15 protein-coding genes and 1 pseudogene are annotated in these 13,912 nt (G+C 38.2%); 2 read left to right on the forward strand and 14 right to left on the reverse strand.

What is annotated here, in order from left to right:
* The first annotated feature begins 6 nt into the window (after window positions 1-6).
* Window positions 7-990, forward strand: a complete 984-nt coding sequence (locus tag HMPREF9960_RS02915) for a LacI family DNA-binding transcriptional regulator (RefSeq protein WP_005591466.1) — start codon at window positions 7-9, stop codon at window positions 988-990.
* Window positions 991-1,005: 15 nt separating this feature from the next.
* The gene (gene pulA, locus HMPREF9960_RS02920) at window positions 1,006-3,081 is read left to right on the forward strand and encodes a type I pullulanase (RefSeq protein ID WP_005591465.1); all 2,076 of its coding nucleotides are present in this window, start codon (window positions 1,006-1,008) and stop codon (window positions 3,079-3,081) included.
* A 130-nt stretch (window positions 3,082-3,211) separates the two neighbouring features.
* On the opposite strand, the gene HMPREF9960_RS02925 is transcribed toward pulA, so the two are convergent.
* From HMPREF9960_RS02925 to HMPREF9960_RS09960, 14 genes and pseudogenes are all read right to left on the reverse strand, one after another.
* On the reverse strand, window positions 3,212-4,147 hold the full coding sequence (locus tag HMPREF9960_RS02925) for a YitT family protein (RefSeq protein WP_005591464.1): 936 nt from the start codon (window positions 4,145-4,147) through the stop codon (window positions 3,212-3,214).
* Window positions 4,134-5,888: an aspartate--tRNA ligase gene (gene aspS / locus HMPREF9960_RS02930; RefSeq protein WP_005591463.1), complete on the reverse strand. Its 1,755-nt coding sequence runs from the start codon at window positions 5,886-5,888 to the stop codon at window positions 4,134-4,136. Before aspS ends, HMPREF9960_RS02925 begins: the two co-directional genes overlap by 14 nt.
* A 167-nt stretch (window positions 5,889-6,055) precedes the next feature.
* Complete coding sequence (locus HMPREF9960_RS02935; protein ID WP_005591462.1) at window positions 6,056-6,268, reverse strand: hypothetical protein; 213 nt, start codon at window positions 6,266-6,268, stop codon at window positions 6,056-6,058.
* Window positions 6,269-6,531: 263 nt separating this feature from the next.
* Window positions 6,532-7,329, reverse strand: a complete 798-nt coding sequence (locus tag HMPREF9960_RS02940) for a hypothetical protein (RefSeq protein ID WP_005591461.1) — start codon at window positions 7,327-7,329, stop codon at window positions 6,532-6,534.
* Between the two features lie 39 nt (window positions 7,330-7,368).
* Window positions 7,369-8,100, reverse strand: coding sequence for a hypothetical protein (locus tag HMPREF9960_RS02945; RefSeq protein WP_005591460.1), 732 nt, complete (start codon window positions 8,098-8,100; stop codon window positions 7,369-7,371).
* A gap of 153 nt (window positions 8,101-8,253) precedes the next feature.
* Window positions 8,254-9,312, reverse strand: a complete 1,059-nt coding sequence (locus HMPREF9960_RS02950; protein WP_005591459.1) for a hypothetical protein — start codon at window positions 9,310-9,312, stop codon at window positions 8,254-8,256.
* On the reverse strand, window positions 9,309-10,337 hold the full coding sequence (locus tag HMPREF9960_RS02955) for a hypothetical protein (protein WP_005591458.1): 1,029 nt from the start codon (window positions 10,335-10,337) through the stop codon (window positions 9,309-9,311). The genes HMPREF9960_RS02950 and HMPREF9960_RS02955 overlap by 4 nt, the downstream gene beginning before the upstream one ends.
* Before the next feature lie 151 nt (window positions 10,338-10,488).
* Window positions 10,489-11,133, reverse strand: coding sequence for a DUF6572 domain-containing protein (locus HMPREF9960_RS02960; RefSeq protein ID WP_005591457.1), 645 nt, complete (start codon window positions 11,131-11,133; stop codon window positions 10,489-10,491).
* A 64-nt stretch (window positions 11,134-11,197) separates the two neighbouring features.
* Entirely contained in the window at window positions 11,198-11,485 is a 288-nt protein-coding gene (locus HMPREF9960_RS02965; RefSeq protein ID WP_005591456.1) for a hypothetical protein, read from the reverse strand.
* Window positions 11,486-11,525: 40 nt separating this feature from the next.
* Window positions 11,526-11,720 carry a hypothetical protein gene (locus tag HMPREF9960_RS02970; protein ID WP_005591455.1) on the reverse strand — a complete coding sequence of 65 codons (195 nt, stop codon included), beginning with the start codon at window positions 11,718-11,720 and terminating at the stop codon, window positions 11,526-11,528.
* Between the two features lie 89 nt (window positions 11,721-11,809).
* A complete protein-coding gene (locus tag HMPREF9960_RS02975; RefSeq protein WP_005591454.1) occupies window positions 11,810-12,385 on the reverse strand; it encodes a DUF6572 domain-containing protein in 576 nt (191 codons plus the stop codon).
* 25 nt (window positions 12,386-12,410) lie between these two features.
* Entirely contained in the window at window positions 12,411-12,752 is a 342-nt protein-coding gene (locus tag HMPREF9960_RS02980; protein ID WP_005592105.1) for an immunity protein Imm33 domain-containing protein, read from the reverse strand.
* Window positions 12,739-13,272 (reverse strand): ankyrin repeat domain-containing protein, encoded by a 534-nt coding sequence (locus tag HMPREF9960_RS02985; protein WP_005591452.1) that lies wholly within the window; start codon window positions 13,270-13,272, stop codon window positions 12,739-12,741. Before HMPREF9960_RS02985 ends, HMPREF9960_RS02980 begins: the two co-directional genes overlap by 14 nt.
* Before the next feature lie 8 nt (window positions 13,273-13,280).
* Window positions 13,281-13,379 (reverse strand): annotated as a pseudogene (locus HMPREF9960_RS09960) (GH-E family nuclease); the annotation flags it as partial.
* Between the last annotated feature and the right edge of the window lie 533 nt (window positions 13,380-13,912).

Here is a 13,912-nt window from a genome sequence, read left to right on the forward strand (position 1 = left end):
GTTATTATGCGCGTTACGATTAAAGAAGTAGCGAAACTAGCAGGTGTGTCTCCCTCAACGGTGACACGCGTCGTACAAAACAAGTCAACCATCAGTGATGAAACAAAAAAACGTGTCCGCGCTGCCATGAAAGAGCTGGACTATCATCCCAATCTCAACGCTAGAAGTCTGGTCAGCCAATCAACCCAAGTCATCGGCCTAGTGCTGCCCGATGATTCGGATCTTTTTTACCAAAACCCATTCTTCCCAACTGTCTTGCGGGGGATTTCGCGCATCGCATCTGAACATGACTATGCCATTCAGATTAGCACCGGACAGGACGAAGAGCGTCGTTTAGAAAATATTAAACAAATGATTTTCGGAAAACGCGTCGATGGTTTGATTTTTCTCTATTCTAAGCCAAACGATCCGCTGGTTGACTTTGCGATTAAAAACCAATTTCCCTTCTTGATTTTAGGGAAAGCAGTGTCACCATTTGTTTCTTTGGTCGATAATGATAATATCAAGGCTGGCTACGATGCAACCAAATATTTCCTAGATCAAGGTTATAAAAAAATTGCCTTTCTAGCTGGGAATAAAGAGCTTATCGTATCCCAAGACCGCTTTACCGGCTACAAACAAGCCTTGGAAGAAGCAGGCATCCCTCTCGATGAAAACATCGTCAAGTTTTCTTTCGGTTTCCTCTTGGAAGATAGCAGTTATAAGATTATGGAAAAGATGCCTATTCAGGAAATTGAAGCCTTTGTGACATCGGATAGTATGGTTGCCGAAGGGGCTCTCCACTATCTCAAAGACATTGACTACCGCTTCCCGATTGTCACTTTTGACTCTATCAAGCCACGCATCGACGTGGATGCCTATATTGATATCAACACCCTCGAGTTGGGGAGGGAATCTTTCCGTACCTTGCTCCAAATCATTAAAGATAATAAGGATGACAAGCATACTTGCTATCGCCAGGTTATCCCCCACAGCATTCTTACTCGTTAGTTAAGGAGAAATTTCATGGTTTATCGTATTTTCCAAGCCTACTTAGATGATGAAAATAGCATCACTATCGAATTGGAAAAATCCTTTGACGCTTATTCTATCCACTTTACTCTAGAGGACAAGCATAGCTCTAGTCCTTTGACTATCAAAAAAATTGAGAATCAAGAACATCAGATTGTCTACACCCTTTCAGTCAATGACCCGATTGATTTGACTGAATCCTACACAGTCTATGATCAGGATCGCAATCACACCATTCTCCAGTATCGTCACATTGTCCAAAAGCCAGTTTTTGATGAATTATTTAGCTACCAGGGAAGAGACTTGGGAGCTAGCTATAGCCCTCAGGCAACAGATTTCAAACTGTGGGCGCCTATTTCAGAAAAAGTCTTGCTGCATCTGGAAGAGCAAATTATTCCTCTCCAAAGGCAAGATAGGGGCGTCTGGCATACGCAGGTCCTTGGGGACTTAGAAGGCAAGGCCTACTACTATATCCATAAGGTGAACGGAAAATGGGTAGAAGTACATGACCCCTACGCCCTCTCTTCAGATGCCAACTCTGGTCATAGTTATGTCATTGATCGCAAAAAGATTAGCAAACCTATTCATCGGGCTGCCAGCCAAGTAAAACCAACAGAAGCCGTTATCTATGAAATGAGCGTGCGTGATTTCTCCATGCAAAAGGAAGCTGGTTTTTCACAACCTGGTAAATTTGCTTCTCTGTCCGAATCTCCAACCGTACACGGCCACACTTTTGGTCTAAAATACTTGCAGGATTTAGGCATTACACACGTTCAGCTTATGCCAGTCTATGACTTTGGCAGTGTTGACGAAAAACACCCCGAGCTCGTTTATAATTGGGGCTATGATCCCGTCCAGTATAATGTTCCTGAAGGTAGCTTGTCAAGCGACCCACACAATCCCTATAGCCGTATCTTTGAACTACAAGACGCGATTACAGCTTATCACCAGGCTGATATGAGCGTTATCATGGATGTCGTCTACAATCACGTCTATGAGGCAGATGCCTATGCTTTTGAGAAGATTGTGCCAGGCTACTTCTATCGTCTCGATGAGCAAGGCCTACGGACAAATGGCACCTTCTGCGGAAATGATGTAGCCAGCGAAAAAGCTATGGTGCGCCATTATATCCAACAATCCGTCCAGCAATGGGTTAGCCTCTACGGCTTTGACGGTTTCCGCTTTGACTTGATGGGCATTCTCGACATAACCACCATGAAGCAAATCGCTGAGGAACTAAAAGCCATTTATCCCAACATCTACCTTTACGGAGAAGGTTGGCAGATGCCTACCGGTCTTGATAGCGACCTTCTAGCTCATCAGTTCAACGCTGAACAACTACCTGAGTATGGATTCTTCAGCGATCATTTCCGTGATACGATCAAGCAAACCATCGTCCAAGGTAGCCGACTGGACAAAGAGCATGCGACCAGCTGGCTAGAAAATGTCCTGACAGCCAATGTCGGCCTGACAGGAGAGCAACATTTCCTAGCGCCTCATCAGGCGATCAACTATGTAGAATGCCATGACAATGCAACGGTGTTTGATTATTTTGATATTCAAAATCCAAATATCAGCCTCCGTCAGCGCCTAGCTAACTCTCGTCTAGCACTGCACATCGTTCTCTTAGCACAAGGGGTGCCTTTCCTCCACAGCGGGCAGGAATTTTATCGGACCAAGAATCTGATTGACAACACCTACAACCTGCCTGATGATATCAACAAGCTAGACTGGCTGCGCTCACTTCACTACACTGAAGACATTGAATTTTTGAAGCAACTCATTGCCTTTAGAAAGGCTCATCCGCTTCTGACTCTGACAACTAGCTCTGCTATTCGAAAAGCTTGTCAGGTCAAATGGCTCAGCCCTAGCCTCGTTGAATATAAGATTCAAAAAGATAAACAAGCGCTGACCATCTTGATTAACTTTGGTACTGAAGCAGCGACTTATGAAAATAAAATGAAGCAAAGCATCCACCTTCAGTATCCGCACATTAACGCTAAAAAACCAATCGCCCCGCTAGCAGACTCTTATACAGTTCCTGCTAAGCAAGTCTTGGTTTTGAAATAAAGCAACAACTATAAAAAAAGAACAGGTTCATTTTGGATGGGAAAACATCCAGCTGAACTTGTTCCTTTTTTATGTATAAATGGAAGCATTGCGTTTGAGTAAGATCCACTAGCAATGTCGATAATCGAGACTACTCTTCTACAAATCTTCCTAAAATATGTACGTTGTCAGATACGGATACAAAGGCGGTCGGATCCGTCTGTTTCATGATGTACTTAAATTCGCTAAACTCGGCACGGGTAATGACTGTAATCAGTACCGCCTTTTGCTCGTGATTGTAAGTTCCCTCCGCTCCATTGATAATGGTCGCACCGCGGTGGAGTTTGTGGTGAATCTTGTTAATTACCTCTTCAGGATGACTAGTGATAATCATGGCCTGCATCCGCTTTTGCTTGGTAAAAACAGCGTCCGTTACACGGCTAGATACAAAGATGGTAATCATTGAGTAGAGAGCGTATTCCCATCCGAAGGTCAGACCAGCAATCAGCATAATAATCCCATTGACAATCAGGGAGATACTGCCTACATTACGGCCTGTTTTCTTGCGAATGGTTAGACTAACAATATCTGTCCCTCCACTTGAAATGCTTGACTTGAGGGCAAAGCCGATCCCTGTCCCCATGACAACTCCCCCGAACAAGGCATTGATAATGGGATTAGTCGTCAATGTCACTTCTGGAACAAAATGGATAAAAAGCGAGCTCATCGAAACAGTGATAAAAGTAAAAACAGTAAATTTATGCCCGATTTGGTACCAAGCCAAAATCATCAGTGGAATATTGATCGCATAAAAAGTAATGGAAACTGGAATGGTAAAGCCGATAAAGCGACCACTCAAAGCCGAGACAATCTGCGCCAAACCTGTTGCACCACTTGAGTAGACATGACCCGGCTGAAAGAAGAAATTGACCGCTACTGCTGAGAGAAAGCCGTATACCAGAGAGGCTGAAAATTTCTCATCATATTTTTCACGCGAAATACTTTTCAGAACTTCTAGCAACTTGACATGATAGGCAAAGCGATGAAGATAATAGCGAAAAAGTTTCCGCAAACTAGTCTTTTTCATGTGATTCTACTTGTAAACTTAATTCCTCTAATTGTGCAGGAGCAACCAAGCTTGGTGCTTGCGTCATTGGGTCAGAAGCCTTGTTATTCTTAGGAAAAGCAATGACTTCACGGATATTTTCTTCACCAGCCAAAAGCATGACGAAGCGATCCAGACCCAAAGCCAGACCTCCATGTGGTGGGAAACCATAATCCATGGCCTCTAGAAGGAAGCCGAACTGGTCTTGCGCTTCTTCAGCTGAAAAGCCTAAAGCCTTAAACATACGTTCCTGCAGATCTTTTTGGTTGATCCGTAGGCTACCACCACCTAGTTCATAGCCATTGAGTACGATATCATAGGCAACTGCACGAACCTTGCTCAGGTCTCCTTCTAACTCCTGCTCAGAATCTCTTTGAGGCAGAGTGAATGGATGGTGAGCACTCATATAGCGGCCTTCTTCTTCAGACCACTCAAACATTGGCCAATCTACTACCCACAAGTAGTTAAACTTAGCAGGGTCAATCAAACCTAATTCCTTACCTAAACGGACACGAAGAGCGCCTAGAGCTGCGTTGGCAACATCCAAGGTATCTGCCACAAAGAGAACCAAGTCGTTTTCTTCTAATTGTAAAGCAGTTGTCAACTCACTTGACAGGTCTGTCAAGAACTTAGCAACAGGACCAGTCAGCTCTCCACCAGCAAGTTTGATCCAAGCAAGTCCCTTGGCTCCATGCTGCTTAGCTTGCTCTGTCAGCTTATCAATATCTTTACGCGAGTATTTGTCGGCCGCATTCTTAACCACAATCGCCTTGACAGCTGGTGCCTCGGAAAAGACCTTAAAGTCAACGTCCTTGACAAGCTCTGTCAAGTCCTGTAATAACATGTCAAAGCGAGTATCTGGCTTGTCGCTACCATAGAGAGCCATGGCATCGTCATATTTCATCCGTGGGAAAGGCAAGGTCACTTCAATTCCCTTGGTTTCCTTCATGACACGGGCAATCAAGCCTTCTGTGATGTCTTGGATTTCTTGCTCAGATAGGAAGGAAGTTTCCAAGTCCACCTGTGTAAACTCTGGTTGACGGTCTCCACGTAAGTCCTCGTCTCGGAAACACTTGACAATCTGGTAATAACGGTCAAAGCCAGCATTCATCAACAGCTGCTTGGTAATCTGTGGACTTTGAGGCAGGGCATAGAAATGACCTTGGTTGACACGGCTCGGTACCAAATAGTCACGCGCTCCTTCAGGCGTTGACTTGGTCAAAAATGGTGTCTCTACATCGATAAACTCCAGCTCATCCAAATAATTGCGGATGGAATGAGTCACTTTGGCACGCAACTTAAGATTTTCTAGCATTTCTGGGCGACGCAGATCCAAATAACGGTAGCGCAAGCGCGTATCGTCATTGGCTTCAATCCCGTCCTTAATCTCAAAAGGAGTCGTTTTAGCAGTATTCAGTACTATCAGACTGTCCACGTGAAGCTCTACACTTCCTGTAGCCAGCTTGTCATTGACCTGCTCACGCGCGGCTACCTTACCAGTCACTTCAATGACAAACTCGCTGCGCAGGCTCTCAGCTGTCTTCATGACCTCATCTGAAACACTCTCAGGATTAATAACTAGCTGCATAATGCCTTCGCGGTCACGCAGATCAATAAAAATCAAGCCTCCCAAATCGCGACGGCGGGCAACCCAACCTTTCAAAGTAATTTCCTGACCGACATGCTCACTACGAACACGTCCCGCATACATTGAACGTTTCATCTTTACTCTCCAAAATTTTAATTCTGTTACTATTTTACCACAAAGAGCCTAGGAAAGCCCCCCTACCTGTCCTTTTTCTGAAAAAAATTAAAAGTCTTTATTTCCAGTGCCTCTTTTATAAAAAAGGTCTAGAGGCAATATCCCCAGACCTGCTAATGCCATATAGATTATTCCTTTTTCTTCCCATCCTCATAAAGACTAGGAGCCAGCGTTTTTGTCACCATGGCTGTCAAGAAGCGAAAGGCTCCAGCTGCCAGACCAAAAATCGGCGCCAAAGCACGGAAGAAAAAATCCCCTCGCATAAAATAACAGAGCAGACCCGTTATCACAAACAAGGCCACTCCCTGCACCACAACCACTAATAATATTTTCTTCATCATTCCCTCGACTTTCTATAGACTATTATAGCATAAGGGGGGAATGAGTAGAGAAAATTTTATCTTTTTAGAATATAGAAATATAATAAGATTTCTACAAAATAAACAGTGTTCTTATTATCATCTAATTGACAGATTGACGAGCAAAAAAATCTGAATAATGGAGATAAAAGAGAAGGCAACTGTCTCCTCTATAATTACTCTACTCTTGTACTAAACAAAGAGACCCAAAAGTTAGATTTTTTGTCTAACTTTTGGAATGCCTCTCACTCTGTCATACTATTTTGGCTTTTTTTATATTCTTTCGACTTTTCACCATACCAATCTTTAACTGAGTAGCCGAATTGTTTTCGATATTGTTCAGAATATTTAAAAAGATAATAGCCTCTCAGAAGGTCAATAGAAAAGACATATACAGCAAATAAAAGAATCGCAGGCACAAAAGGTGTGACAATAGCATTGATTGCCCCCCTAGTATCACTTCCTGTCGAACGATCAAATAGTGCTAAAAAAGCAGTAATTCCCGTTCCCCCTATAAAAATGAGGCCATCAGAGACTTTCTCTGTAAACAAAGCTGATAAAGGAACAAATGGTTCTCTTTTTTCTACCGATTCTCTTATTTTTCTAGGAACGGTTCTCATGAGATAATAGCAGACAATTACAAACAGAAATCCCGATAGAATTCCTAGAAGATTTCTTCGTGAAGCTATTGATAAAGTTAAACAAATTTCCATTATGAATATTAACAAAAGCATATAACAAAAAGTTATATATTTTAAAATCATTGGATTGTTTCTATATTTTATAGAAGAAATAATATAAACGATATAAAACATAAGAAACATAATAATTAAAGGTAAATTGAACCAACTAAAATTTTGTGTAGAATATATAGTATCACCGCTTAATAGTACAGGAACTACTAAAGATAAAACATATAGCAAGATTGAAAACAATGCAAATCCTATAAATCTTTTATAACTCCCTTTAGTCTTTACCTTATTTATAATATCTTCATTAACAAAAGATTGACTTTCTTCAAATGTATAATTGAATAATCTCATTTATATCCTCCATTATCCAAACCATCCTAGGGAGTGTTTTTAAGCTAATTCATCACTATCAGGGTGCTTTTTTACATAAATAGCTGCATAAACTGCATCTACCATGACAGCTGGCAGGGTCAAGGTCAATAAAATTCCCAATAAAACACCAAAAGCAATCTGAATATAGCCTGTTAGGAGGGAGGGAATGATTGTTGCCCCAGCGAAAGCTATAGCAAAATTATTCCACCATGTTTTCTTTCTATCTCCCTCTTTTACTTGATTAAAAGCCCAGACTTTTCCTTGATTCTTTGGAATATAGTACCAAGCATAGAGGCCACAAGCAAAGATAAAAAGAAATAACATAAAGATAACATAAAATGGAGTGAGAGGGGATTGATATATTCCCTCTATACTATTTGAATCTCCTATTGTTATAAACATCAACATTCCTATAAAATCGGTCCAAACTAATGTAGTCCAAGTAAGCAAAGCAATCATAATGTAGGTTAAAAATTTAAATCGATTGATCAGCAACTTAGAAAAACCAAACAACATACTTACCACATTAAGAATCACGCAAGTCAAAAATAGAACTTTAATCCATCCCTGACGACTTCCTGTTTCACCTATAAGGGCCCAGTAAAAGAAAAATGAGCAAAATGGTAAATTTATCCATGGATAAATCTTAATGTATCCTAAACTGACGCCATTTGTAATCAAAGGACCATGGTATCTTTCTTTTTCTATATCAGTAATCTTCGCTTTATTTTTTCTATTTTTCTTTGCCACTAACTAAACCACCCTCCTATTGTTTTTATTAAGGCATCCTTAGATGCTATTACAGAAAGCTCTATCAAACTGGAGCTCTTCTTTTCTACCACTCATGCCTCAAAGCTTGCTTCACACTTTATACATGCTCTGGTAATATTCGTTTTTGTCCCATCATTCTTCCCCCGTACTGGATTTATAATATTGTAAAAACTCTTCTTCGCTTTGAACCAGATGCTCCTGTCCATCTTTCGAACTAGCTGCTGGAATGGTGATATCCTTAAAAATATTTGTACCCTCTGGAAGGACTAGCTTTAAGAGAGAGATTTCAAAATGAACATCTTCTTTTCCGAGGAAATATAATTCAGATAACAACCCTTTACTCAATATATCAAATACCTTTGGATATTTGCTTGCCAAAGACATGTGTTGGGATTTTTCTACTGGTTTTTTAAAGCTGAAGTTAGATGAATCAAAAGTAAAATTTTGGCTTGAAAGTCCATCATTTTGATTGATTATATCTTCAAAATCGTCTCTATTTTTTATTGTATTTTGAGAAACATCATAAAACTCTTTGCCTGACTTTCCAGATGGTGTTTCAGATAAAATTTTTCCACTCGTCAAATCAATTATACCTATAAAAGTTTTAGCACTTGGTTCACTATTCACAGCCATTTTTATGGGTAAATAATCTTTTTCATTCTCAGATTGTAATAATTTTGATGATTCAGCAACTCCAATTGGAATATAATCCTTATTATATTCTCTCACCATCTTAAATACATCATAGGTTTTTTGTTTGATTGTCCCATCTTTCGTATCATAGACGTCTAACAACCAGTACTCTCCCTGCTCTGGAATATTACTTTTCAAATATGGCACCGCGTCTTCTTCAAGGATCCAATACTTATACGTAGCTGATTTTAATTTGTAACTCTGGCGAACAATAAAACGTTCACCATTGGTCGCTGTTTGACGATTGTTTACATTGATACGTGAATCATATTTTTTAGCTTCTTCTGCTTCCTTTAACCCCGCATCATTATTCCAATCAATCGCTACTGCCTTGTTGTCATCCATGAATTCATAACTTGCAATTTTTGCCCTTGGACTCCACATAACAAACTGAGTAAGTTCATGCCTACGATATGCCTGATAAGCAAAGTATAGGCCTATGATAGTGAGTGCAAGAAGTATGACTTGAACTAATTTTGATTTTATCAGTCTTTTCATTCTTCCTCCGTACTGGATTTATAATATTGTAAGAACTCTTCTTCGCTTTGAATCAGATGCTCCTGTCCATCTTTTGAACTAGCCGCTGGAATGGTGATATCCTTAAAGATATTCGTACCCTCTGGGAAAACGAGTTTTATCATATCTATGGACGTTTGCAAATCATCATCAGATGCAAGTTTATATATATAGCTTGTTTCAGGATTTTTAGAAATTATTTCCATAGATTTCGGGTATTTTCTATTTAAGAGCCAGTGTTTTGTATTATCTCCAAGTTTCCAAAAATGAATATCATTATCGCTAACATAAAAATCATGATCCTCAAATAGCTGTGAAAAGGAATCTATCGAACCAAGTCCAATTTTAGGCGAACTCTTTTTTTGATTGTTCGGGTCAATATCTACAATCTTTCCTGTCTCTAAGTCTATCAATCTCTTAAGTAATTTGGATTCGTCTCTGACGTCAGTGATGGTATCTTCTTTTTTCCGTAAAGAAATCGTTAGATATTCCTTACCATCTATACTGTCTATCGAATACTTATTTAATATAAAAGCAGGATAATAGTTCTCATTATAATTTCTAGTGATCTCAAATACATCCAACACTTTCTTGTCTAATTTTTCATCCTTAGTGTCATAGACATTTATTCTCCAATATTCCCCCTTATCTGGATAATTTTGTTCTAGAATAGGAAAATCATCTCGCACTGCATTCCAGGCAGATTTTGCTTTTAATCGCGCCGCATAGGAAACAAGGAAACGACTACCAGCTATTCGCCCTGGAGAGCCAAATTTAGGTTTTTTATCAAGAACACTTACTTGTTGATTGACTTCCTTTTTACTGTGCCAATCAACTGTGATAATTTTCCCATTTTCAATAAATTCATAATCCGTAATTTCTGTATCTACAATCCAATATTCATATTTAGATAAGTCTTGTTTTTCAAACTCTCGAATACCAAATACAACAAGGCTACATACACCAATTAAAATTAGAAAGATAACACCAATTTTTTTAGCTTTCAATTGCCCATTCTCCTATCATTAGACTAGTCGTCCATCTACCTTGTCCCATTATACCATATTGAATATTAAACATTGAGCGCCGATGGGAGGATAAGGTCTGTCGCAAACAAAAAAGAGAAGATGCTCGTCTCCTCTAAATTCGCTCTCTTTATCACTCTGGTAATTCTACCTTCAAGCTCATATTTTTAGGTTGCAAGACTTTCTGAGCAGCTGCTAGGAAGGCTAGGCCATTGTCAGATGGAGAATGCTGGAATGTGATATGGATGACTTTTTTATCAAAGTTATCACCGTATCGTTCCACATACTGTTTGCTTTCGAGGAAGTAGATATAGTTGTTAATTTTTTCCTGCAGAATTTCCAGATGGACTGCTTCAATTTCTTCCTGCCACTCGAGAGAGTCTACTAGAAGAAGTTCCAAATGATTATCAACTGTACCAATTGCATCAAGTTCAGTTGACTTTAGTTTTGAAGAAATGCCTTCTTGTAGCAACTCAATAAATTCTCGTTCACAAAACAACCGCTTAATAGATGGTGGATTTACTAAAACGCGAACAGGTGATGACCTAAAATAATTTTGTCTAGCCGCTTCGTTGCTTTCCTTAGTCACCCATTCTCCGGTTTCTAAGAACAGTTCAACTTCATAAGCATCCTGTTCTGATTTTAAAGCTTTATCAACTAATTCTTTACTAACTGGATAACTAACTTCTTTATCTTGAAAACCTCCTGTCATCCAGGACATAGTATAATTTCCGTCTTCTTCTGTTATAATAAAACCATTTGCTTTCATTTGATTCATTTAGTAATACACCTTTTTCCCTTCATACAAGTATGCTCAATGAAAAATATAACACTGTTTCTAATCAATCGATTTCTGTATCATCTAATAGAATTGGAGTTTCTTTTATCCAAAATGTTGTTTTTATCAAACGAAAAAGTCGCTCTATTGCATCATTTTCACTTTTAAATTCATCTCTAATCCAGACACGTTGACGTTCATTAACTTCATAAACCTTATACTTCCTAGGCTTATCATCATAATAGTATCCCAAAGTAAATTGACCTTCAAATCGTTCATCAAGCGCAATATGAAATGCCCCTATCTTATCTCTATGTTTATTAATAAAATTTATTAGTTCTTGTTTAGTCATTTAAAATTCTCTACAACTCTCACATCCACCATGATGCTTGCTATTGTTCTACCACTTTAGGTGGATTGTAGTATTTTTCCTTAAATTCCTTAAGGATCTTCTCTACCTTTTCTTCATCAGTTTCATTAGTGTCAGGCTTATATACACGTGGATTTTTTATTTCATAATAGCCTTGACGTTCAATCGCAGATAGAAAATCATCGTAAGAATACCCTTTTGTACCAATCGTCGGCATAAGTAGTTCACTGTTTAGAACTGTTAAATAATCTTTTTATAAATATAGTCTCATTATACCACAAAAAGAGAGCGTTTCCGCTCCCTTTATTACTCTGGTAATTCTATCTTCAAGCTCATATCAGTCGGCTGTAACACTTTCTGAACAGCGGCGAGAAAGGCTAGTCCATTATCAGATGGAGAATATTGGAAGGTGATATGGATGACTTTTTTAGCAAAGTTATCACCGTAACGTGCCAGATACTGCTTGCTTTCGAGGAAGTAGATATAGTTGTTGAGTTTTTCCTGAAGCTTCAACAAATGTTCTTCTTCGGTATCTGGAAGCCAAAGATTGCCATCTATTAATAAAAGTTCCAAGTCTGTATCACTCGTTCCGATTGCATCAATTTCTGAAACATCTAACTGAATAGGAACGCTTTTAATCCTACATCTAAATTTCACAACCTCATATAATTCTTTAATAGCGTCCTCCTCTCTTTCAAAACTAACTTTTTCATGTAACTGTTGACGTTCAGTCACCTCATACACTATAAATCTATTTGAACTCAAATCCTGATAATATCCTATCGCAAACTGCTCTAAAACCTTTTTATTTAAGTGTACAGAATAATATTTCGCTTTACTACTATTATGTTTCAAAAAATCTAATAATTCCTGTCTTCTCATTAGTTTTTCTCCGTCATTCCTATATTCAGCTAATGATTTCCTCGATAGTAGTTTCTCTATCTCCCACCAAATCATAAAATCCTAAATGAACGTCTTCCTCATATAACCAGCATAAGTCGGTGCCGTATGGGGCTTCAAAAATTTCCAACATAACAGGAGCAATTTTTACAATGCTATTTGCTCCTAAAATTGTGAAATTTTTTGAATTAGCTAGGTAAGCTTCATCATCTTCGATTGATAACAGTGTCCAGCCATTTAATTGTGGAATAGCAGATTTCTCGCGATAGGAATAGCTAATAGCTTTTCCATCAAGAATATTGTTTGAAACGACAAAACCACCAAAATCATTGTTATTAATTTCTAGCATCTTCATACTCCTTTATAATATCAAGCAGACTACTTCTCCAAGAATATTCTTCCGCATAGTCTAAACACGATTTACCAGATTTATTTTTTAACTTATAATCCGAACCGGCCTCTAGTAAAAGCTTATATAGAGGGTCTAACTCTTCCGTTGCTAATTTTAATAACGTCACTGAGTAAGTCATCGGAATAGAACCAAATTTGTCAACTGCATTTACATCAATTCCTGCCTCAACGAGTAATTTTACCACCTCGTATGCATATGCTATTTTAGGCCGCCAATTGGCTTGGAAGAAATAATGAAGAGCATTTCTGTTTTCTTTTTTTGACAAAAAATTTATCTCTGCCTTCTCAGACAGCAGATATTTAATAATTCTCAATTTCTCTTCTGGTAAATCATCGTTAAGCATTGCTGTACATAACAAATTCAGTTTTGTATATTTATCAATTTGTGTTATGTCACCATTGTAATTTTCTATAAACTCATTATATGTCCCATTTTGAACAATATCGAAAATATCCATCTTATCTCCTATTCAAACTTATGACTTCTATTGGCAGAAGGTGTTTCAATTCTAAAATTATCCGGATTAAATTGGAAATCCTTGAATTCTTGTAAAATGATTTCTCTGCTTTTATACTTTTAGACTTTTCACTGATATTTTTTGAATTCTGTGTTATTCATCTATAATTTAAACCGAAATCATTTCTTTACGTTTAAAGGGCATTTTAGTTTAAAACCAAGCTTTTCTCTAAGTCTTTCTTAGAACTGCCATTCCATTCAGATCTAGATAATCAGTTCCATTTTGCTTTACCTTTTAGGATGTTTCTTTTAGCTGTTTAATAGCCTGTCCGCGCTTTAAATGATTTAATTCTATTAAGGTAAATATTAAGGAAGTCATCATACAAAAGAAGAACAAAAACAGAAAATCTACTTCGCAAAAATAAAGCCCTAGACAGACGACAAAAGCAAATCCTTCTATAACAAGTTGATTCGTCCTATATACCAAAGAATAAAAATCACTTTGTTTTCTCTTCTATTTCAAATTCTACAATCTGATTGTTTTCATTAATAATAATCCCATTATAAAACAAAATGGTATAAAGTATAATTGGTATAATCAAAAACAGTCTCAACTGAACAAAATAAGAAATAAAAATGCA

Origin of the sequence: Streptococcus cristatus ATCC 51100, assembly GCF_000222765.1 — a bacterium.
Taxonomy (GTDB): Bacteria; Bacillota; Bacilli; order Lactobacillales; family Streptococcaceae; genus Streptococcus; species Streptococcus cristatus.

Coding starts and splice junctions, on each gene's coding strand:
- HMPREF9960_RS02915 (WP_005591466.1), top strand. CDS start 7: ATGCGCGTTACGATTAAAGAAGTAGCGAAACTAGCAGGTGTGTCTCCC.
- pulA (WP_005591465.1), top strand. CDS start 1,006: ATGGTTTATCGTATTTTCCAAGCCTACTTAGATGATGAAAATAGCATC.
- HMPREF9960_RS02925 (WP_005591464.1), bottom strand. CDS start 4,147: ATGAAAAAGACTAGTTTGCGGAAACTTTTTCGCTATTATCTTCATCGC.
- aspS (WP_005591463.1), bottom strand. CDS start 5,888: ATGAAACGTTCAATGTATGCGGGACGTGTTCGTAGTGAGCATGTCGGT.
- HMPREF9960_RS02935 (WP_005591462.1), bottom strand. CDS start 6,268: ATGATGAAGAAAATATTATTAGTGGTTGTGGTGCAGGGAGTGGCCTTG.
- HMPREF9960_RS02940 (WP_005591461.1), bottom strand. CDS start 7,329: ATGAGATTATTCAATTATACATTTGAAGAAAGTCAATCTTTTGTTAAT.
- HMPREF9960_RS02950 (WP_005591459.1), bottom strand. CDS start 9,312: ATGAAAAGACTGATAAAATCAAAATTAGTTCAAGTCATACTTCTTGCA.
- HMPREF9960_RS02960 (WP_005591457.1), bottom strand. CDS start 11,133: ATGAATCAAATGAAAGCAAATGGTTTTATTATAACAGAAGAAGACGGA.
- HMPREF9960_RS02965 (WP_005591456.1), bottom strand. CDS start 11,485: ATGACTAAACAAGAACTAATAAATTTTATTAATAAACATAGAGATAAG.
- HMPREF9960_RS02970 (WP_005591455.1), bottom strand. CDS start 11,720: ATGCCGACGATTGGTACAAAAGGGTATTCTTACGATGATTTTCTATCT.
- HMPREF9960_RS02975 (WP_005591454.1), bottom strand. CDS start 12,385: ATGAGAAGACAGGAATTATTAGATTTTTTGAAACATAATAGTAGTAAA.
- HMPREF9960_RS02980 (WP_005592105.1), bottom strand. CDS start 12,752: ATGCTAGAAATTAATAACAATGATTTTGGTGGTTTTGTCGTTTCAAAC.
- HMPREF9960_RS02985 (WP_005591452.1), bottom strand. CDS start 13,272: ATGGATATTTTCGATATTGTTCAAAATGGGACATATAATGAGTTTATA.